Source organism: Ferrovibrio sp. (assembly GCF_964218355.1).
Taxonomy (GTDB): Bacteria; Pseudomonadota; Alphaproteobacteria; order Ferrovibrionales; family Ferrovibrionaceae; genus Ferrovibrio.
The window spans coordinates 56,832-76,296 of record NZ_CAXPMC010000007.1; the positions used below are offsets into that span (position 1 = coordinate 56,832).

The 19,465-nt window shown below is 66.7% G+C and carries 20 protein-coding genes; 12 read left to right on the plus strand and 8 right to left on the minus strand.

What is annotated here, in order from left to right:
- Nucleotides 1-5: 5 nt before the first annotated feature.
- Genes sufB through ACEQZY_RS02890 form a run of 6 tightly spaced genes read left to right on the plus strand, consistent with a single transcriptional unit; the run spans nucleotide 6 to nucleotide 5,541 of the window.
- The gene (gene sufB, locus ACEQZY_RS02865) at nucleotides 6-1,466 is read left to right on the plus strand and encodes a Fe-S cluster assembly protein SufB (RefSeq protein WP_341705010.1); all 1,461 of its coding nucleotides are present in this window, start codon (nucleotides 6-8) and stop codon (nucleotides 1,464-1,466) included.
- A gap of 26 nt (nucleotides 1,467-1,492) precedes the next feature.
- Nucleotides 1,493-2,242, plus strand: coding sequence for a Fe-S cluster assembly ATPase SufC (gene sufC, locus ACEQZY_RS02870; RefSeq protein WP_341705009.1), 750 nt, complete (start codon nucleotides 1,493-1,495; stop codon nucleotides 2,240-2,242).
- A 10-nt stretch (nucleotides 2,243-2,252) separates the two neighbouring features.
- Complete coding sequence (gene sufD / locus ACEQZY_RS02875) at nucleotides 2,253-3,563, plus strand: Fe-S cluster assembly protein SufD (protein ID WP_370152126.1); 1,311 nt, start codon at nucleotides 2,253-2,255, stop codon at nucleotides 3,561-3,563.
- Nucleotides 3,560-4,810 carry a cysteine desulfurase gene (locus tag ACEQZY_RS02880; protein WP_341703948.1) on the plus strand — a complete coding sequence of 417 codons (1,251 nt, stop codon included), beginning with the start codon at nucleotides 3,560-3,562 and terminating at the stop codon, nucleotides 4,808-4,810. The genes sufD and ACEQZY_RS02880 overlap by 4 nt, the downstream gene beginning before the upstream one ends.
- Nucleotides 4,810-5,160: an SUF system Fe-S cluster assembly protein gene (locus ACEQZY_RS02885; protein ID WP_341703949.1), complete on the plus strand. Its 351-nt coding sequence runs from the start codon at nucleotides 4,810-4,812 to the stop codon at nucleotides 5,158-5,160. Before ACEQZY_RS02880 ends, ACEQZY_RS02885 begins: the two co-directional genes overlap by 1 nt.
- A gap of 12 nt (nucleotides 5,161-5,172) precedes the next feature.
- On the plus strand, nucleotides 5,173-5,541 hold the full coding sequence (locus ACEQZY_RS02890) for an iron-sulfur cluster assembly accessory protein (RefSeq protein WP_341703951.1): 369 nt from the start codon (nucleotides 5,173-5,175) through the stop codon (nucleotides 5,539-5,541).
- A 12-nt stretch (nucleotides 5,542-5,553) separates the two neighbouring features.
- Here the strand turns inward: ACEQZY_RS02890 and ACEQZY_RS02895 are convergent, their stop codons facing one another.
- Nucleotides 5,554-7,149 carry a hypothetical protein gene (locus ACEQZY_RS02895; RefSeq protein WP_341703952.1) on the minus strand — a complete coding sequence of 532 codons (1,596 nt, stop codon included), beginning with the start codon at nucleotides 7,147-7,149 and terminating at the stop codon, nucleotides 5,554-5,556.
- A gap of 133 nt (nucleotides 7,150-7,282) precedes the next feature.
- Here ACEQZY_RS02895 and ACEQZY_RS02900 point away from each other — a divergent pair, with 133 nt between their 5' ends.
- From ACEQZY_RS02900 to ACEQZY_RS02910, 3 genes are read left to right on the plus strand one after another with little or no spacing between them, the layout of a single operon-like run.
- Complete coding sequence (locus tag ACEQZY_RS02900; RefSeq protein WP_370152131.1) at nucleotides 7,283-8,017, plus strand: methyltransferase domain-containing protein; 735 nt, start codon at nucleotides 7,283-7,285, stop codon at nucleotides 8,015-8,017.
- Nucleotides 8,014-9,000 carry a glycosyltransferase family 2 protein gene (locus ACEQZY_RS02905; protein ID WP_341703954.1) on the plus strand — a complete coding sequence of 329 codons (987 nt, stop codon included), beginning with the start codon at nucleotides 8,014-8,016 and terminating at the stop codon, nucleotides 8,998-9,000. The genes ACEQZY_RS02900 and ACEQZY_RS02905 overlap by 4 nt, the downstream gene beginning before the upstream one ends.
- Complete coding sequence (locus ACEQZY_RS02910; protein WP_341703955.1) at nucleotides 9,000-9,335, plus strand: SMR family transporter; 336 nt, start codon at nucleotides 9,000-9,002, stop codon at nucleotides 9,333-9,335. Before ACEQZY_RS02905 ends, ACEQZY_RS02910 begins: the two co-directional genes overlap by 1 nt.
- A gap of 46 nt (nucleotides 9,336-9,381) precedes the next feature.
- Here the strand turns inward: ACEQZY_RS02910 and ACEQZY_RS02915 are convergent, their stop codons facing one another.
- Nucleotides 9,382-10,503 carry a DegT/DnrJ/EryC1/StrS family aminotransferase gene (locus ACEQZY_RS02915; RefSeq protein ID WP_370152135.1) on the minus strand — a complete coding sequence of 374 codons (1,122 nt, stop codon included), beginning with the start codon at nucleotides 10,501-10,503 and terminating at the stop codon, nucleotides 9,382-9,384.
- 15 nt (nucleotides 10,504-10,518) lie between these two features.
- Nucleotides 10,519-11,505, minus strand: coding sequence for an SDR family NAD(P)-dependent oxidoreductase (locus ACEQZY_RS02920; RefSeq protein ID WP_341703956.1), 987 nt, complete (start codon nucleotides 11,503-11,505; stop codon nucleotides 10,519-10,521).
- A gap of 129 nt (nucleotides 11,506-11,634) precedes the next feature.
- On the opposite strand from ACEQZY_RS02920, the gene ACEQZY_RS02925 reads away from it, so the two are divergent.
- A complete protein-coding gene (locus ACEQZY_RS02925; RefSeq protein WP_341703957.1) occupies nucleotides 11,635-12,042 on the plus strand; it encodes a hypothetical protein in 408 nt (135 codons plus the stop codon).
- Between the two features lie 14 nt (nucleotides 12,043-12,056).
- Here ACEQZY_RS02925 and ACEQZY_RS02930 read toward each other — a convergent pair whose 3' ends face one another.
- The 4 genes from ACEQZY_RS02930 to ugpB all read right to left on the minus strand — a co-directional run bounded on the left by ACEQZY_RS02930 (nucleotide 12,057) and on the right by ugpB (nucleotide 16,286).
- Nucleotides 12,057-13,124 carry a sn-glycerol-3-phosphate import ATP-binding protein UgpC gene (locus tag ACEQZY_RS02930; protein ID WP_341703958.1) on the minus strand — a complete coding sequence of 356 codons (1,068 nt, stop codon included), beginning with the start codon at nucleotides 13,122-13,124 and terminating at the stop codon, nucleotides 12,057-12,059.
- An 8-nt stretch (nucleotides 13,125-13,132) separates the two neighbouring features.
- Complete coding sequence (gene ugpE / locus ACEQZY_RS02935; protein ID WP_341703959.1) at nucleotides 13,133-13,990, minus strand: sn-glycerol-3-phosphate ABC transporter permease UgpE; 858 nt, start codon at nucleotides 13,988-13,990, stop codon at nucleotides 13,133-13,135.
- Nucleotides 13,990-14,874, minus strand: a complete 885-nt coding sequence (gene ugpA / locus ACEQZY_RS02940) for a sn-glycerol-3-phosphate ABC transporter permease UgpA (protein WP_341703960.1) — start codon at nucleotides 14,872-14,874, stop codon at nucleotides 13,990-13,992. The genes ugpE and ugpA overlap by 1 nt, the downstream gene beginning before the upstream one ends.
- A 65-nt stretch (nucleotides 14,875-14,939) precedes the next feature.
- Nucleotides 14,940-16,286 (minus strand): sn-glycerol-3-phosphate ABC transporter substrate-binding protein UgpB, encoded by a 1,347-nt coding sequence (ugpB, locus tag ACEQZY_RS02945; RefSeq protein ID WP_341703961.1) that lies wholly within the window; start codon nucleotides 16,284-16,286, stop codon nucleotides 14,940-14,942.
- A gap of 116 nt (nucleotides 16,287-16,402) precedes the next feature.
- Between ugpB and ACEQZY_RS02950 the strand changes: the two genes are divergently transcribed.
- Together ACEQZY_RS02950 and ACEQZY_RS02955 are read left to right on the plus strand one after the other, a co-directional pair.
- Complete coding sequence (locus ACEQZY_RS02950; protein ID WP_341703962.1) at nucleotides 16,403-17,134, plus strand: SprT family zinc-dependent metalloprotease; 732 nt, start codon at nucleotides 16,403-16,405, stop codon at nucleotides 17,132-17,134.
- An 8-nt stretch (nucleotides 17,135-17,142) separates the two neighbouring features.
- Complete coding sequence (locus ACEQZY_RS02955) at nucleotides 17,143-18,357, plus strand: multidrug effflux MFS transporter (RefSeq protein ID WP_341703964.1); 1,215 nt, start codon at nucleotides 17,143-17,145, stop codon at nucleotides 18,355-18,357.
- 19 nt (nucleotides 18,358-18,376) lie between these two features.
- On the opposite strand, the gene ACEQZY_RS02960 is transcribed toward ACEQZY_RS02955, so the two are convergent.
- Nucleotides 18,377-19,459 (minus strand): thioesterase domain-containing protein, encoded by a 1,083-nt coding sequence (locus tag ACEQZY_RS02960; RefSeq protein WP_341703965.1) that lies wholly within the window; start codon nucleotides 19,457-19,459, stop codon nucleotides 18,377-18,379.
- Nucleotides 19,460-19,465 lie beyond the last annotated feature (6 nt).

Sequence of the window (19,465 nt, forward strand, 5' to 3'; positions counted from 1 at the left end):
GCCCCATGCCTGCCAATGCCGAAACCATCGAAACCGTCAAGAATCTCGGCGGCGAATACAAATACGGCTTCGTCACCGACATCGAATCCGAACTCCTGCCCAAGGGCCTGAGCGAGGACACCGTCCGCTTCATCTCGGCCAAGAAGCAGGAACCGGAGTGGATGCTGGAGTGGCGGCTGAAGGCCTATCGCACCTGGCTGAAGATGGAACGCGAGAAGGGTGAGCCGGGCTGGGCCAAGATCAGCCATCCGCCGATCGACTTCCAGGACATCCATTACTATTCGGCGCCGAAGAAGAAGACGCTGAAGAGCCTCGACGAGGTCGATCCGGATCTGCTGGCGACCTACGAGAAGCTCGGCATTCCGCTGAAGGAACGCGAAATCCTCGCCGGCGTGGCGGTGGATGCGGTGTTCGACAGCGTCTCGGTGGCCACCACCTTCAAGGACAAACTGAAGGATCTCGGCATCATCTTCTGCTCGATGTCGGAAGCGGTGCGCGAGCATCCGGAGCTGGTGCGGAAATATCTCGGCTCGGTCGTGCCGGTCAGCGACAATTTCTACGCCACGCTCAATTCGGCGGTCTTCTCCGACGGCTCCTTCGTCTATGTGCCGCCGGGCGTGCGCTGCCCGATGGAGCTGTCCACCTATTTCCGCATCAACGAGGCCAAGACCGGCCAGTTCGAGCGCACCCTGATCGTGGTCGACAAGGGTGCCTATGTCTCATATCTCGAAGGCTGCACCGCGCCGATGCGCGACGACAACCAGCTGCATGCCGCGGTGGTCGAGCTGGTGGCCATGGAAGACGCCGAGATCCGTTATGCCACCGTGCAGAACTGGTATCCCGGCGACAAGAACGGCAAGGGCGGCATCTACAATTTCGTCACCAAGCGCGGTGCCTGCCGCGGCGCCCGGGCGAAGATCAGCTGGACCCAGGTCGAGACCGGCTCGGCGATCACCTGGAAATATCCGTCGGTGATCCTGCAGGGCGACGACTCTGTGGGCGAGTTCTATTCGGTGGCGGTGGCCAACAATGCCCAGCAGGCCGATACCGGCACCAAGATGATCCATCTGGGCAGGAACACCAAGTCGACCATCATTTCCAAGGGCATCTCGGCCGGCCGCGCGCAGAACACCTATCGCGGCCTGGTGCGGGTGATGCCGGCGGCAGCCGGCGCCCGCAACTATTCGCAGTGCGACAGCCTGCTCATCGGCGACCGCTGCGGCGGCCATACCGTGCCCTATATCGAGGTGAAGAACCGCTCGGCCAAGGTCGAGCACGAGGCGACCACCTCGCGCATCTCCGATGACCAGCTGTTCTACTGCCGGCAGCGCGGCCTGTCCGGCGAGGATGCGGTCTCGACCATCGTCAACGGCTTCTGCAAGGAAGTGCTGCAGAAGCTGCCCATGGAATTCGCCGTCGAGGCCCAGAAACTGCTGGGCGTCAGCCTTGAAGGCTCCGTCGGCTGAGCGGAACAGGAACCAGGACCAGCCCCATGCTTGAGATCAAGAACCTTCACGCCAAAGTCGACGGCAGGGAAATCCTGCGCGGCATCGACCTTGCCATCAACCCGGGCGAGGTGCATGCCATCATGGGTCCGAACGGCTCGGGCAAGTCGACCCTGTCCTATGTGCTGTCGGGCCGTGACGGCTACGAGGTCACGGAAGGCTCGATCCGCTTCAACGGCCAGGACCTGCTGGCGCTGGAAACCGAAGAGCGCGCCCGCGAGGGCATCTTCCTGGCTTTCCAGTATCCGGTCGAGATTCCGGGCGTCGCCAATGCCACCTTCCTGCGCTCGGCTGTGAATGCCGTGCGCAAGCATCGCGGCCTGCCGGACATGGATGCGATGACTTTCCTCAAGACCGCCAAGGCGAAGATGAAGCAGCTGCAGATGGACGAGAAGTTCCTGCAGCGCGCCGTCAATGTCGGCTTTTCCGGCGGCGAGAAGAAGCGCAACGAGGTGTTCCAGATGCTGATGCTGGAACCGGCGCTGGCGATCCTCGACGAAACCGATTCCGGCCTCGACATCGATGCGCTGAAGATCGTGGCGGAAGGCGTCAATGCCCTGCGCAGCCCCGAGCGTTCGGCCCTGGTGATCACCCATTACCAGCGCCTGCTGGATTACATCGTGCCCGATGTGGTGCATGTGCTGGCCGGTGGCCGCATCATCAAGACCGGCGGCAAGGACCTGGCCCTCGAACTCGAGGCCAAGGGCTATGCCGACATCGTGGCGGCCGCGGCCTGAGGCGACCGGCATGTCCGCACAACCGCTTGCCGATACGCTCGCGACCGCCTGGGAGGCGGCCGCCGGCCGCCTGCCCGGCGCCGACCGGCCCGAGATTGCCGGCCGCCGCCGCGCCGCCTTCGATGCCTTCCGCCGCCACGGCCTGCCGAGCCAGAAGCTGGAAGCCTGGAAATTCACCGGCCTGAACGCGCTGGAGCGCCAGAGCTGGGCGCTGCCTGCTGATCCGGGCCCTGCCAATGACGGTGCCGCCGATGCCGCCCGGCTGGCGGCCGCCGCGCTGCCGGAGGGCAGCAGCCATCGCCTCGTTTTCGTCGGCGGCCGCTTCGATGCCGCCGCCTCGCGGCTGGACGGTCTGCCGGACGGCGTGCGGCTGCTGCCGCTCAGCCAGGCCGGCGAGGCCCTGGCGGCGGCGCTGGCCGCGGCCGGCGAAGGGCGGGCGGAAAGCCTGGCCGAACTGAATGCGGCACTGGCCAGCGACGGCCTGCTGCTGGATGTGGCCGAGGGTGTGACGCTGGCGAAGCCGGTGGAAATCATCGCCTTCGGGGCGCCGGCACTGGTCAACCTGCGCCATGTCGTGCGGCTCGGCCGCGGCGCGCGGGCGACGATCCTCGAAAGCTACCGCGACGGCGGCGGGACCGGCTGGACCAACGTGTTCAGCCACATCGCCGTCGATGCCGGCGCGCAGCTCGATCATGTCCGGCTGCAGGACGAGGCGATTACTGCCTATCATGCGGCGCTCGGCCGGGTGGATGTGGCCGGGGATGCCCGCTATGCCCATGTCTCGGTGCAGGGCGGCGCTGCCGTGGCCCGCCACGAACTGCACCTGGAAACCACCGGCGCGCGCGCGGTGCTCGACCTGCAGGGCCTGGCGCTGGCCCGCGGCGCCAGCCATATCGATCATACCCTGCGGCTGCATCATGCCCTGCCCGACTGCAGCAGCAACCAGCTGTTCAAGCATGTGGTGGACGATCGCGGCCATGCCGTCTTCCAGGGCGGCATCCGGGTGGCGCCGCATGCGCAGAAAACCGATGCGCAGCAGCTCAGCCGCACCCTGCTGCTGGCCGACCGGGCCCAGATCGACACCAAGCCGGAGCTGGAAATCCTGGCCGACGACGTGAAATGCAGCCACGGTGCCTCGATCGGCGATCTCGATGCCCAGCAGCTTTTCTACATGGAGGCGCGCGGCGTCGGTGCCGACGAGGCCCGCCGCCTGCTGCTGGCCGGCTTTGCCGCCGAGATCGTCGATGCGGTGCCGGACGGCGTCCTGCGCGAACATGTCGCGGCTTACGTGGCCGGCTGGCTGGAAGGCGGGGCCGCATGACCGCACAGCCGAAAAGCCTGGCGCCCGCAGCCTTCGATATCGACCGCATCCGCGGCGATTTTCCGATCCTGGCGCAGAAGATGCACGGCAGGCCGCTGGCCTTTCTCGACAGCGGCGCCAGCGCCCAGAAGCCGCGCGTGGTGATCGACACCATGACGCGGATGTACGAGCAGAGCTATGCCAACGTGCATCGCGGCCTGTACCAGCTGAGCCAGGCGGCCACCGACATCTACGAGAAGGCGCGCGAGACCGTGGCGCGGTTCATCGGCACGCCGGACAGCCGCGAGATCGTGTTCACCCGCAATGCCACCGAGGCGATCAACCTGGTGGCCTACAGCTGGGGCGATGCCTTCCTGCAGCCGGGCGACGAGGTGGTGATCTCGCATATGGAGCATCACGCCAATATCGTGCCCTGGCAGATGCTGCGCGACCGCCGTGGCATCGTCCTCAGGGTGGCGCCGGTCGATGATGCCGGCGAACTGGTCTGGGACGACTTCGCCGCCCTGATCGGGCCGAAGACCAAACTGGTGGCGATCACCCATGTTTCCAACACGCTGGGCACCATCGTGCCCATCGCCGAGGTGGTGCGGCTGGCCCATGCGAAGGGCGCAAAGGTGCTGGTCGACGGCAGCCAGGCGGTGCAGCACATGCCGGTCGACGTGAAGGCGCTGGATGTCGATTTCTATGCCTTCACCGGCCACAAGCTGTATGGCCCGACCGGCATCGGGGTGCTGTATGCCAGGGCGGCCCTGCTGGAGGCGATGCCGCCCTGGCAGGGCGGCGGCGACATGATCCTGTCGGTCACCTTCGAGAAGACGGAATGGAACGACATCCCGCACAAATTCGAGGCCGGCACCCCGGCCTTCGTGGAGGCCGCCGGGCTGGCGGCGGCCATCGACTACGTGCAGGGAATCGGCCTCGACGCGATTGCCGCCCACGAGCATGACCTGCTGCTCTATGCGACGGAAAAACTCAAGGCCATCAACAGCCTGCGGATCATCGGCGAGGCCCGGCACAAGGCCGGCGTGATCTCTTTCGTGCTGGGCGATATTCACCCGCACGATATCGGCACTATTCTGGACCGCGAGGGCGTCGCGGTGCGGGTCGGCCAGCATTGCGCCCATCCGCTGATGGAGCGGTTCGGCGTGCCGGCCACGGTGCGCGCCTCTTTCGGTCTGTACAACACCCGGGCGGATGTCGATGCCCTCTGTGCCGGGCTGCAGCGTGTCAGGGAGATTTTCGGCTGATGTCGGCGACTGGCGCAGAGAAGCAACCGGCAGCCCTGCCGGACCCGGAGGTCCTGCGGGACGAGGTGGTCGAGCAGCTGAAGACCGTCTTCGACCCGGAAATACCGGTTAACATTTACGAACTCGGCCTTATATACAAGGTAGAGGTAAACGAGGCGCGCGATGTGCGGGTCGAGATGACCCTGACCTCGCCGAACTGCCCCGCCGCCCAGTCGATGCCGGCCGAGGTCGAGTACAAGACCAAGATGCTGGACGGGGTGGGCGAGGTTACGGTCGAGGTGGTGTGGGATCCGCCATGGTCGCCGGAGCATATGTCCGAAGCCGCCAGGCTCGAACTGGGAATGATGTAAGGAGCCGCCACAATGGCTGCAACCGAAACTGCCGCGGCACCGCGGCCCGCCTTCAAGCCGGTGACGCTGACCGACGCAGCGGCGGCGCGCATCCGCGAACTGATCGCCCGGGCCGACCGGCCGATTGTCGGCCTGCGCATCGGCATCAAGACCAAGGGCTGCTCGGGCATGTCCTACGACATCGACTATGCCGAGGAGAAGGGCAAGTTCGACGAGCTGGTCGAGGACAAGGGCGTCACCGTGCTGATCGAGCCGAAGGCGCAGATGTACATCTTCGGCACCGAGATCGACTGGGTGGAAGACAAGCTGCAATCCGGCTTCGTGTTCCGCAATCCCAACGAGAAGGGCCGCTGCGGCTGCGGCGAGAGCTTCCACGTCTGAGGCCGCGGCGCGCTATTTCTTCTGGTCGGGAATGCGCCGGCGCCAGATGGTGTAGCGCTCGAAATCGAGCAGCTTGTCGTAATCCTCGAACCGCTTGGCAAACAGCGGGTTGCGCGAGAAATATTCCAGATAGTCGAAGGTCTCGCCCTGGCAGCGGGGAATTCCGGGCACGTTGTCGACGATCAGCAGCGACGGCTTCTTCCTGTTGAAATCCTCGGCCACCGAGCGGAACACGAAGCTTTCCGCCGGGCTCATGCTTTCCGGCGGGGTGTACAGCGGCGCCAGTTCGCGGCATTCGGCATAGGCGCCCTGGATCAGCCACATGCTCTCGAACCGCATGGTCATCTGCAGCCTGAGGTAATTGATCATCGGAAAATGCGGATAGATGCCGGGCGACAGGATCAGGATGCGGTCGTTGCGCTTTTCCTGCTTCACGATCTGCATCAGTCGCCGCAATTCCGATCCGCGGTATTCGAGCTGCTTGAAGAAGGGGCGGCTGTGCAGGCCCTCCTGGTAGAAGACCAGCAGCATCAGGGCGGCGGCGAACAGGCGGGCGGGGCGGGCATCGCCGCGCCGGGGCCAGACCACATGGTCCATCACATGGGCGATCACCACGCCGGCCAGCAGCAGGGTGAAGGCCTGGGCCGGCAGGGCGTGATAGGGCCAGCCCTTGTGCTGGGCATAGGCCGAAGCAAGGCCGCCGAGGCCGGCCATGAAGATCACCCGCGCCAGATGCGAGCGGATGGCGAAGAAGGCGGCGATGCCCAGCAGCGGCAGGATCAGGGTGGGCGGGCCGAGATTGGCGCTGAGCATGAGGTCCAGCGTGCTCCAGTTGCTGACCTCGCTGTAGAAGGCGCTGGCGATCGGCCAGACCACGGTGAAATATTCCGGGGTCACGATGACGGCGAACAGGGCATGGGCGATGCAGACGCCCAGCACCGACCACGGCACCGGGTCGGCCAGGCTGCGCCGCAGGCCGCGCTGCGACAGCAGGTAGAGTTCAACCAGCAGCGGGATGCCGAGGAAATACGGCTTCATGGCGAAACCCAGCCCGGCCAGCAGGGCCGTGGCGACGCGCAGCTGCGGGCTGAGCGGCGCCCCGTCGGCGCGCCCGCTGGCCACCAGCAGGTAAGGCATCGCCATCACCAGCAGGATGTGTTCGCGCTGGGTGAACATGTTGTTCGGGAAGACGATCAGCAGGAACAGCAGCAGCAGCGGCAGCAGGGCATCCGCCGTGGCATGGGCCGGGTCGAGGCTGGCGGCCAGCACCCAGCGGCAGGTGGCAAACGAGCCGGCGATGCCGAGGCCGAGCAGGCCGACCAGCATGACGGTGCCCGGCAGGCCGGTCAGCTTCGCCAGGGCCTCGGGCAGCAGATGCAGCACGAAGACCAGCGGCGTGTTGATGTCGATGGCATCGACATAGAGCCGGCCGCCATTCAGCCACAGCTTGGAAATGTAGAGCAGGACCGCCGTGTCGTGATTGATCGGCGGAAAGAAGTAGCCGGCGATCCAGGCGGCGCAGACGGCCAGCACGAACCAGTACAGCAGGCGCGACCAGTCGGCATGCCGGCCGGAGGCCGCGGATTCGACGGGGCGGGACTGGTTCATGCGGACGGTGCCGGCTGCGGGACTTTGCGGTGCGGGCCCCCGATGGGGCTGGCGGAGAACGGGTCTGCCTTGGTAAATCATTGGTTGGCACGGAAATCAATCGGAAACCGGTCGGGGCGGATGGCAGGGCAGGATGGAGCGGTCTGAATATCTCCGCATGGCGGCCCAGGAAGGAAGCATGTGGTGGTATCGCGCCCTGCATGCCCGGCTGCTGGATCTCTGTGCCCCGGACCGGCTGGCGGCTGGCCGGACATTGCTGGATGCCGGTTGCGGAACCGGCGGTCTGCTCGCCCGTCTGGTTGCGCAGCGGCCGGACCTGGTGCTGGCCGGCCTGGAATATGACGGGGAAGCGGCGGCCATCGCCCGCAGCAAGACCGGCCGGCCGGTGACGGCCGGCTCGGTGCACGCCATGCCGTTTGCCGATGCGCAGTTCGATGCCATCGTCAGTGCCGATGTGCTGTGCCATGCCGGCGTCGATCCGGGCCTGGCGCTGGCCGAGTTCCACCGTTGCCTGCGGCCGGGCGGCCTGCTGGTTCTCAACCTGCCTGCCTATCAGTGGATGGCTTCGGCCCATGACGCCCATGTCGGCAATGTCCGGCGCTTCACGGCCGGGGAATGCCGGCGGCTGGCCGCCGCGGCCGGCTTCGGCCCGGTGGAGACCGGCTATTGGAACTCGCTGCTGTTTCCGCTAATGCTGCTGCATCGGCTGGCTGCCGGCCGGAGTGACGCGCACAGCGATGTGCGGGCCTTTCCGGCCTGGCAGGACCGGCTGTTCTTCACGGCAACCGCCGTCGAGCGCCGCCTTGCCCGGACCGGGCTGGCGCTGCCCTTCGGCGGGTCGGTCTGGGTACGGGCCAGGAAAGCATGAAACAGCAGGACGACCACGTGCCGGCCTTTGCCCTTTCGATCGTTGTGCCCGTCTATAACGGCGCCACCAGCCTGCCGGCCCTGGTCGATGCCCTGGCGCGGCTGGAAGTGCCGGGCGGGCACGAGATCGTGCTGGTTAATGACTGCAGCCCGGACAATTCGCTGGAAGTCTGCCGCGATCTGTGCCGGCAGAATGCCGTGGCCCTGACCGTGGTCAATCTGGCGCGCAATTTCGGCGAGCACAACGCGGTGATGGCGGGTCTCGCACAGGCGCGCGGCGCCTATATCATCACCATGGACGACGACCTGCAGAACCCGCCCGAGGAAGTGGTCCGTCTGTGGCGCTATGCCAGCGAACATGCCTTCGACGTGGTCTACACCTACTACGCCGAGAAGAAGCATGCCGTCTGGCGCAATCTCGGCAGCCGCTTCACCAACTGGTGTGCCGATTTCCTGCTCGACAAGCCGAAGGGCCTGTACCTGTCCAGCTTCCGCTGCATGAGCGCCTTCGCCGCGCAGGCGATCCTCGCCCATGCCGGGCCGTTTCCCTATGTCGACGGCCTGCTGATGCAGGTGACGCAGAAGATCGGCCGTCTGCAGGTCGACCACCTGCCGCGCGCCGAGGGGCGCAGCAACTACACCCTGCGCCGGCTGGTCCGGCTGTTCCTGTCGATGTTCCTGAATTTCTCGGTGATGCCGCTGCGCATCGGCACGCTGACCGGTTTCGTGATGGCCGGCCTCGGCATCCTGGTCTTCCTGATCATCCTGATCGAGGCGCTGAGCGGCGGCACGCCGCAGGGTTATGCCTCGGTGATGGCGGCCATCCTGCTGCTGGCCGGGGTGCAGCTGATCATGCTGGGCCTGATGGGGGAATATCTCGGCCGGCTGTTCCTCACGGTCAACCGCAAGCCGCAATTCGTCATCCGCGGGATCGAACGCAATCCGCGCGCCCGGCAGGCCGGCGCCGGGCGGGAGGAGGCCTGATGACCATCTACTACACGATGCTCGGGATCGGCATCCTGATCGGGGTTGCCGGCCAGGTGCTGCTGAAGGCCGGGGCCAATGGCGAAACCCTGCTGCAGCAGATCCTCAATCCGCAGTCGATTGCCGGGCTGCTGCTCTATGGTGCGGCGGCATTCTGCTACATGTATGCGCTGCGCCGGATTCCGGTTTCGGTGGCATTTCCCAGCGTTTCGCTGTCCTACGTGGTGGTGGCGCTGCTCGGTTTCTGGCTGTTCGGCGAAAGCCTGACGGCAGCCAAGCTCGGCGGGATCGTGCTGATCTGTGCCGGCGTATTCCTGGTCGCCCGCCCGGCCTGATCTGTTTGGCCTGATCTGTTCGGCCTGACCTGTCCGGCCCGGCACCTCAGCCCCAGGCCTTCCGCACCTCCGCAACCACCGTGCCGATTTCGTCATCGGTCAGCTGGGGAAACATCGGCAGACTGAGAACGGCCCCGGCCGCCTGCTCGGTGCGCGGCAGGCCGCCGGGGCCGGTGGCGATGCGCCCGCGATAGGCCGGCTGCAGATGCACCGGTACCGGATAATGCACCAGGGTGCCGATGCCGGCGTCGCGCAGGGCCGCCTGCAGGCTGTCGCGCCGCGGACCGGCATCCAGCACATACTGATGCCAGACCGGACCGGCACCGGCGCGGATCGCCGGCAGGCGCAGGCCGCCGAGACCGGCCAGCCCCGCCATGTAACGGCCGGCGACGGCCTGGCGCAGCGCCACATCCTCATCCAGCCGGCCGAGCTTGACGCGCAGGATGGCCGCCTGCAGCGGGTCGAGACGGCTGTTCATGCCCGGTATGTCGCTGACATAGCGCTGACGCCAGCCGTATTCGCGGATCGCCCGCATGGTTTCGGCCAGTGCGGCGTCGTCGGTGGCGATGATGCCGCCATCGCCGATGGCGCCGAGATTCTTGGTCGGATAGAGGCTGTAGGCGGAGGCGCGTCCCCAGCTGCCGACCATCCGGCCATCCAGCCGGGCGCCATGGGCCTGGCTGTTGTCTTCCAGCACGGCAAGGCCATGGCGGTCGGCGATGGCCTGCAGCTCCGGCATTGCTGCCGGCTGGCCGTAGATATGCACCGGGATCACCGCCTTCGGCTGCGGCACGCCGGCCGGCCAGGCCGCCAGCAGGGCCTCCAGCGCCACCGGATCCAGCGTCCAGCATTCGTCGATATCGGCCAGAACCGGGGCGGCGCCGGCCAGTTCGATGGCGGCGACTGTGGCCACCGCCGTATGCGATACCGTGATCACCGCATCACCCGGCCCGATGCCGAGGCCGCGCAGTGCCACGATCAGGGCATCGGTACCGCTGGCCACGGCGACGGCATGGGCGCGGCCGGCCCAGGCGGCGAATTCACGCTCGAAAGCCGCGACTTCCTCACCCTGGATATACCAGCCGCTGTCCAGCACGCGCCGGATGGCGGCGTCGATGGCATCGCGCTGGGCGAGATAGGCGGCTTTCGGATTGGTCTGGGGGATCATGGCGGAACGCACCTGTCAGAGGTAGTGGGCGGCATGCTGGCGGTAGAAGGCGACACTGCGGGCCAGGCCCTCGGCCAGGGAGGTGGCCGGCTGCCAGCCGGTCGCCTCGCGGAAGGCGCGATCGTCGCTGTAGAAATCGCCGATATCGATCTTCCTGCGCTCGGCCGGGAATTCACGCAGCTCGAAGCGGCCGCTGCCGGCGGTTTCGACCAGCAGGCGGGCGACTTCCAGCAGGGTTGCAGGCGGCCCGCCGCCGACATTGTACACGCGGCCGATCGTGGCATCGCAGCCCGCGGTCAGCAGCAGGGCATCGACCAGGTCCTCGACATAGGTGAAGTCGCGGCGCTGTGTACCGCCCCACACCTCGAAGGCGGTATCCTCGACCGCATGGCGCAGCCAGATGCCAAGGAAGCCCTGCCGGGCATCGCGGATGCGCATGCGTGGGCCGAACACGTTGGTCAGCCGCAGCGCCGTGGCCGGCAGGCCATGCACCCGGGCATACAGCAGGTGATAGGCCTCGGCGGCAAATTTGTGGATGCCGTTGATATCGGGCGGCGCGACCGGATGGTCCTCGGCCACCGGCAGATGCTGCGGCGGGCCGTAGAGCTGGCGGGTCGAGGTGAAGATCACGCGCACCCGCGGATTGGCCCGGCGCAGATGCTCGAGGAAGCGCAGGTTGGCTTCCTGGTTGAGCTGCAGGTCTTCCAGGGGGCGCTGCATCGAATCCATATGCGAGGTCTGGCCGGCAAGGTTGAAGACCGTTGCCGCCTCGCCGATGGCGGCCGCGGTCGGTGCTGCATCGCCGATATCCGCCTCGATCAGGCGGATGCGGCCGCCCAGGCCGTCCAGATTGAAGGGATTGGCACCGTATTCCGCCAGCATCCGGTCGATCACCGTGACCCGGGCGCCCAGCCCGGCAAGACGGCGGACGAGGCTGGCGCCGATGAATCCGGCGCCGCCGGTGACCACGACCGGCCGGTCCTGCCATGCGGTATCTGTCATGCCTGCTTGCTCCGGCGGCCGTCTGTTGCTGTCCCGGGCTCGAATCCGGTGCTCCGATTATGCTGTGTCGGTCCGGTTTTGTCAGGGGGCGGGCTTGCCGCGACAAGGCGTCCGGGGCAGATTACGGGCATGTCGCATCCTGCCGGTTTCCGCCATCCCGTGCTTGCCGCCCTGGCGCTGTCCCTGCTGGCCGCCTGCAGCAGTCCGGAACCGTATTATCTCGGCCGGATCACGCCGGGTGTGACGGGTTACGACACGAACAGCGCTGTGCCGCTGAAGGACCCGAAGACCGGCCTGCCGTATTTCTCGATCTGTTATAACAGGCTGCTGCATGATGCGGCGGATATCCGCCGGCTGGTGCGCGAGCATTGCAGCGATCCGCAGCTGGTCCGCAACCAGCCCGATCTTTACGCCTGCTCCCTCGGTGCGCCGGTGCAGGCCACCTATCTCTGTTCGTCACTCAGCCGCGCGGCCGCCGAAGCAAGGCCGAATCTCCAGCAGAGCGGCACCTATACCGGCACGATCAATCTCTACTGAAGCCTGCGCGCGGGTCAGACGGCGATGCGCAGGCCGCTTTCGCGGTCGAACAGGTGCAGGCGGGCCGGATCGATGACCAGTCCCGGCCGGGAGCGGTCGTGGAAGCCCGCCTGGCTGGGCACGCGCACCACCAGCTCCTGGTCGGCAAGCCGGCCATGCAGCAGGGTATCGGCGCCCAGTTCCTCGGCGACATCGACATCAAGCTGCAGGGTGGCGGCTTCGCCGGGCTGGGCCAGGCGGATGTCTTCCGGGCGGATGCCGAGGCTGTATTCGCCATCGGGAACCGACCAGCCGGCCGGCAGCGCGAGGGTGGAACCGTCGGCCAGCCGGGCCTGCGGGCCGGCAATGCGGCCGGTGACGAAATTCATGGCCGGCGAGCCGATGAAGCCGCCGACATAGGTGGTGGCCGGCCGGTTGTAGACATCCTGCGGCGTGCCGATCTGGTCGGCGCGGCCGAGATTCATCACCACCAGCCGGTCGGCCAGCGTCATCGCCTCGACCTGGTCGTGGGTCACGTAAATCGAGGTGACGCCCAGCTGGGCATGCAGCCGCTTGATTTCGAGGCGCATCTGCACGCGCAGCTTGGCATCGAGATTCGACAGCGGTTCATCGAACAGGAACACGCTCGGTTCGCGCACGATGGCGCGGCCCATGGCGACGCGCTGGCGCTGGCCGCCGGAAAGCTCCCTGGGCTTGCGCTGCAGGTAGGGCTGCAGCTGCAGGATTTCGGCCGCGCGCTGCACCCGTGTAGCGATGCCGGCCTTGTCCATGCCGCGGATGCGCAGGCCATAGGACATGTTCTCGTAGACGCTCATATGCGGATAGAGCGCATAATTCTGGAACACCATGGCGATGTCGCGCTCGGCCGGCTCGACCTGGTTGACCACGCGGTCGCCGATCGAAATGGTGCCTTCGGTGATCGCCTCGAGGCCGGCTACCATGCGCAGCAGGGTCGACTTGCCGCAGCCGCTGGGGCCGACGATGACGATGAATTCGCCGTCGGCGATCTCCATGTCGATGCCGTGGATGGCGCGCACCGCGCCGTAATTCTTCTTCACGCCTTGCAGCGTCACCTTCGCCATGGGGGCGCTCACTTTTCCGTTTCGACGAGACCTTTGACGAACCAGCGCTGCATCAGCACCACCACGACAACGGGCGGCAGCAGCGCCAGCACGGCCGTGGCCATGATCAGCGGCCATTCGTAGATGGCTTCCGGTGCCCGCATCATGCGACCCAGCGCCAGCACGATGGTCTGGTAATCCGCCTCGGTGGAGACCATCAGCGGCCACAGATACTGGTTCCAGCCGTAGATGAACAGGATCACGAACAGCGCCGCGATATTGGTGCGGCTGAGCGGGATCACCACATCCCAGAAGAAGCGCAGCGGGCCGGCGCCGTCCATGCGGGCGGCCTCGGTCAGCTCGTCGGGAATGGTCAGGAAGAACTGGCGGAACAGGAAGGTGGCGGTGGCCGAGGCGATCAGCGGCAGCACCAGGCCCGGATAGGTGTCCAGCATGCCGAGATCGGCGACGATCTTGTAGGTCGGCAGGATGCGCACCTCGACCGGCAGCATCAGGGTGATGAAGATCAGCCAGAAGAAGGTCATCCGCAGCGGAAAGCGGAAATAGACGATCGCGAAGGCCGACATCAGCGAGATGGCGATCTTGCCCACCGCGATGGCCAGCGCCATGATCAGGCTGTTCAGCATCAGCAGCAGGGCGGGGGTGTTGCCGCCGGCCGCCACCTGCTCGGGGCCGCTGAACAATGCCTGTCCCATATTGTGCCAGAAGCGGCTGCCGGGCAGCAGCGCCATCGGCGCCTGCACGATTTCCTGGATGTCGTGGGAGGCGGCGATGATGGCGAGGTAGATCGGGAAGGCGACCAGGGCCACTGCGGCCAGCAGGACCACATGGCTGAAGGCATCGGTAAGGGGGCGACGCTCGATCATCAGTAGTGCACCCGGCGTTCGATATAGCGGAACTGCACCACCGTCAGTGCGATCACGATCACCATCAGGATCACCGACTGGGCGGCCGAGCCGCCGAGATCCTGTGCCTCCATGCCGTCATACCAGACCTTGTAGACGAGAATCTCGGTCGCCTTGGCCGGGCCGCCGCGGGTGGTGGCATGGACGATGCCGAACGTATCGAAGAAGGCATACACGACATTGACGACGATCAGGTAGAAGACCGTCGGCGACAGCAGCGGGAAAACGATGCTCCAGAAGCGGCGGACCGGCCCGGCGCCGTCGATGGCGGCCGCCTCGACCAGCGATTTCGGGATCGCCTGCAGGCCGGCGAGGAAGAACAGGAAATTGTAGGAAATCTGCTTCCAGGTCGCCGCCAGCACCACCACCGTCATCGCCTGGCCGCTGTTCAGCAGGAAGTTCCAGTCGATGCCGAAGAATTCGCGCAGATAGTAGGTGGCGATGCCGGGGCCGGGCAGGAAGATGAAGCCCCACAGCGCGCCGGCCACGGCGGGGGCAACCGCATAGGGCCAGATGATCAGGGTCTTGTAGGCGGTGGCGCCGCGGATGACGCGGTCGGCCATCACCGCCAGCAGCAGCGACAGGCCGAGACCGAGCGCCGTGACGATCACGCTGAAGAAAGCCGTTACCTGCAGGGAATGCAGGTAGTATTCGTCGCTGAGGACGATTTCGAAATTCTCGAGGCCGACGAAGAAGCTGCGGGTGCCGAAGGCATCCTCGCGCAGCACAGACTGCATGATCGCCTGGCTGGCCGGCCAGATGAAGAAGACCAGCGTGATGGCGATCTGCGGCGCTACCAGCAGGTAGGGCAGGAATTTGTTATGGAAGACGACTCGTTTTTCCATGGTGCGCCATAGAAGAAGCCCGCGCCTGATGAGTCAAGGCGCGGGCTTCCCCGTAAGGTTGGGTCTTACGACCGCTTGTTGTCGCGCTCGAACTGGCGCAGCAGCTTGTTGCCGCGCTCGACGGCGGTGTCCAGGGCCTCCTTGGCCGACTTCTTGCCGGACCAGACGCCTTCCAGCTCCTCGTCGATCACGTCGCGGATCTGCACGAAGTTGCCCAGCCGCAGACCCTTGGAGTTTTCGGTCGGCGGGTTCAGGTTCATCTGCTGCACGGAAATATCCGTGCCCGGATTGGCGTTGTAGAAACCCTGCAGCTTGGTGGTTTCATAGGCCATCGGGGTGATCGGCAGATAGCCGGTGCCGGTGTGCCAGCGGACCTGGTTTTCGGTGGCCGAGAGGAAGTCCATGAATTCCGCCACGCCCTTGTATTCGGCCGGCTTGTGCTTGGCCAGCACCCACAGCGAGGCGCCACCGATGATCGAGTTCTGCGGCGCACCCTTCACGTCGGCGTAATAGGGCTGCATCGAGATGCCCCAGTCGAACTTGGCGCCGCGCTTGACGTTGGCGTAGCCGGCCGAGCTTTCCATCAGGATGGCGCATTCGCCGGCGATGAACTTACCGCCCGGCTCGTTCTTGCGGCCGGCATAGATGAACAGGCCGTCCTTGGCCCATTTGCCGAGATTCTCGATATGGCGCACCTGCAGCGGGCCGTTGAATTTCAGCTCGGCATCCAGGCCGCCGAAACCGTTCGCCTTGCTGGCAAACGGCACGTTGTGCATGGCCGAGAAATTCTCCAGCTGCACCCAGCTCTGCCACGAGGTGGTGAACGGGCAGGAATAGCCCGCAGCCTTCAGCTTCGGCAGGGCGGCGTCGACCTCCTGCCAGGTCTTCGGCGGCTTGGCCGGGTCAAGGCCGGCCTTCTTGAAGGCGTCCTTGTTGTAATAGAAGACCGGGGTGGAGGAATTGAACGGGAAGGACAGCATCTTGCCGTCGGTGGTGGTGTAATAGCCGGTCACCGCCGCCAGGTAGGTCTTGGGGTCGAAGCTGTAGCCGTTTTCGGCCATCAGCTGGTAGACCGGCTTGATCGCGCCGCGGGCGGCCATCATGGTGCCGGTGCCGACCTCGAAGACCTGCACGATATGCGGCCCCTTGCCGGCGCGGAACGCGGCCATGGCGGCGGTCAGGGTTTCGGCATAGTTGCCCTTGTTGACGGCAACCACGGTATACTTGTCCTGGCCCTTGTTGAAATTCTCGGCCATTTCGTTGACGCGCTCGCCCAGGGCGCCGCCCATGGCATGCCACCACTGGATTTCGATGCGGTTGCCCTGGGCCTGCGCCGGAAGGGCGCCGGCGACAAAGGCCGCGCCGGCCAGCAGCGCGAGCGCCGTGCGCGCGAAGTTCCCTGTCGATTTCATTATGCTGTCTCCGATGTTAAAGAATCCACCCGAGTCGGGGAGAACGACTCTTTTATGGTTTGTATGACGACATTCGCGCGTCAGTTATGTTACGGTTATATGACGGGGACCCGCCTTTGACCAAGCAGATTTCCGCACCGGTCGAAATCAATGCCGACAGCGTTTCCTTCGGCGGCAGGCATTTCCCCTTCCATATCAAGCGCGATTCGCGGGCCCGCCGCATGCTGCTGCGCGTCATGCCGCGGGATGGCGCCGTGGTGCTGGTGCTGCCGGTGCGGGCCAGCCTGCGCTCCGGCCAGCGGTTCGTGGCCGAGCAGGCGGACTGGATTCTCGCCCGGCAGGCCGAGCGCCAGCCGGTCCAGCTGTGGGAAAACGGCGCCGAACTGCCCCTGCAGGGCATCCCGCACCGGATTCGCCACCGGCCGGATACCCGTGGCGGCGTCTGGGTGGAAAACGGCGAAATCCATGTCAGCGGCCAGGCCGAGCACCTGCCGCGCCGCCTGCGCGACTGGCTGAAGCGGCGGGCGCGGGACGAATTCGGTGCCGCGGCCCGGGACATGGCCCAGGGGCTGGGCGTGGTGGTGCGCCGGGTGACCGTGCGCGACACCCAGAGCCGCTGGGGCAGCTGTTCGGCCCATGGCAACCTGTCTTTCTCCTGGCGGCTGCTGCTGGCGCCGCCGCTGGTGGCCCGCTATCTGGTGGCCCACGAGGTGGCGCATCTGCGCCATATGGACCACAGCATCGCCTTCTGGCGGCTCTGCGGCCAGCTGGTGGGCGGCGAGGCGGACCTGCGGGCGGCCCGGGCCTGGCTGCGCCGCCACGGCGCCGCGCTGCATCTGCACGGCTGAGGCGCGGCATGCGCCCGCTGGCCCGCGATTCGACGGCGCTGATCGTCCTGCTGGGCTTTGTTACGGCGCTGGGGCCGCTCAGCACCGACATGTATCTTGCCTCGCTGCCCGGCCTGGCGGCGATTTTCCGGACCGATGCGGCCTCCGTGCAACTGACGCTCAGCGCCTTCCTGGCCGGCTTCGCAGTGACGCAGCTGATCTATGGTCCGGTTTCGGACCGTTTCGGCCGCCGGCCGGCATTGCTGTTCGGCATCGGCCTGTTCACCGTGGCCTCGGTGGGCTGCGCCCTGTCGGACAGCATCGAGGCGCTGATCGCCTGGCGGTTCGTGCAGGCGCTGGGCGCCTGTTCCGGCGTGGTGCTCGGCCGGGCGATGGCGCGCGACCTGTTCGAGGGGGCCGCCGCCGCCCGCGCGCTGTCGATGATGGCGATGGTGCTGGGCATCACCCCGTCGGTGGCGCCGATCATCGGCGGCTATCTCTACAGCTGGCTCGGCTGGCAGAGCAATTTTCTGGTCATGGCGGGGCTCGGCCTGCTGCTGGGGGGCTGCGTGCTGCTGCTGCTGACCGAAAGCAACACGCGGCTCAACCCCGCGGCCACCCGGATCGGTCCGATGCTGCGCAACTTCGCGACGCTGGCCCGGCATCCGCGCTATCGCGGCTACGTTCTCTGCGTGGCGTTTTCCTATGCCGGTCTGTTCTGTTTCATTTCCGGTTCGGCCTTCACGCTGGAGCGGGTGTTCCAGATCGGCCCGCTGGATTACGGCTACTGCTTCGCCCTGGTGGTGGTCGGCTATGTCGGCGGCGGCTTTCTCGGCACCCGGCTGACGCACCGGCTGGGTGTGCGCCGCATGCTGGGCACCGGTGCGGCCTTCTGCGCCGGCGGCGGTGTGGCCATGGCCGGGCTGCAGATCTGGATGTGGGCGGCCGGCCAGTCCTGGCACTGGATCAGCCTGGTGGCGCCGATGATGCTGTTCTCGGCCGGCGTGGGACTGACCATGCCGCAGGGCCAGGCCGGGGCGCTGCAGCCGTTTCCGCATATGGCCGGCAGCGCCGCCTCGCTGATGGGGTTCGTGCAGATGACGGTGGGTGCCGCCATCGGCATCCTGGTCGGCCATGCCCTGAACGAGACGGCCCTGCCGCTCAGCTGCAGCATCGCCGCCATGGGCCTGCTGACCCTGCTGTCCTTCCTGCTGATCGTCAATCGCGGCGCCGACGCCGCATGAGGCGGCGGCCCCGACCCGGCTAGGGTCGCAGCCGCACCGCCAGCCAGTCCGCCAGCTGGGCGGCAATGGCGGCATTCAGCGGACCTTCAAGGCCCGGTTCGGTCTCGTCGCGCACATCCTTCAGATTGTGGCTTACCTGCGGCGCGATCAGCAGGCGGTGGTCGTCATGGCCGCGTTTCAGCAGGGCCGCATCGAGGGCAAGCGCATCGGCCGTGGCCGAAACCTGGACATCGGCGGCGCCCTGCAGCAGCAGCACCGGCCCGGCATAGAAGCGCGCCGCCGCCGCCGGATCGAAGGCCATGACCGCTTTCATGTAGGGGCCGGCATAGGGAGGATAGAAGACCGCCAGCCCGGGGGGCACCGTATCCGGCACGCGGCCGGTGGCCTGGATCTCGGTGATGATCCGGCTGTTGGCGCTGAGGACGAATCGTTCCTGCTCCGGCGTGGCATTCTGCATTTGCAGGATGCGGCGGATCTGGTCCTCGATGATGCCGCCCAGCGGCCGGCCCGGTGTTGCCGCCAGCACCAGTGCGGCCGGCGTCAGGCCCTGCCGCTGCAGGCTGGTGGCGGCGGCCAGCGCGATCAGGCCGCCTTCCGAATGTCCGAGCAGGGCGACACGGCCGGGGGCAATGCCCGGCTGGCCGGCGAGGAAGGCGCGGGCGGCCAGCGCATCGCCGACAAAGCCCTGCCAGCTGAAAAACACCGGATACTGCCGGCGGTCGGCCGGCAGCGTGGCGCCATTGGCATGCAGGCCGCGCTTGTCGTAGCGCAGCGAGGCGATGCCGGTTCCGGCAAGCAGGTCGGCGATCCGCCGCAGCAGATCGGTACGCAGGCCGTTTTCCGGCTGGTTGCCGTCACGGTCGGTCGGGCCGCTGCCCTGCAGCAGCAGGACGGCGGGAACCGGGGCCGGGAAGGCGGCCGCATCGGGCAGGGTCAGGGTCCCGGCCAGCGGGATGCCGCCGCTGCCGGCGAAACGGACCTGCATGCCGGTCGGCACCGGCGCGGCGGCAGGCGGCGTGTCTGCCGCCAGCACGCCAGCCGGCAGCAGCGCCGGCATCAGAGCCAGGGCCAAAGTCGGCAGGAGGATTCGCAGCCGTCGCATCAGCGT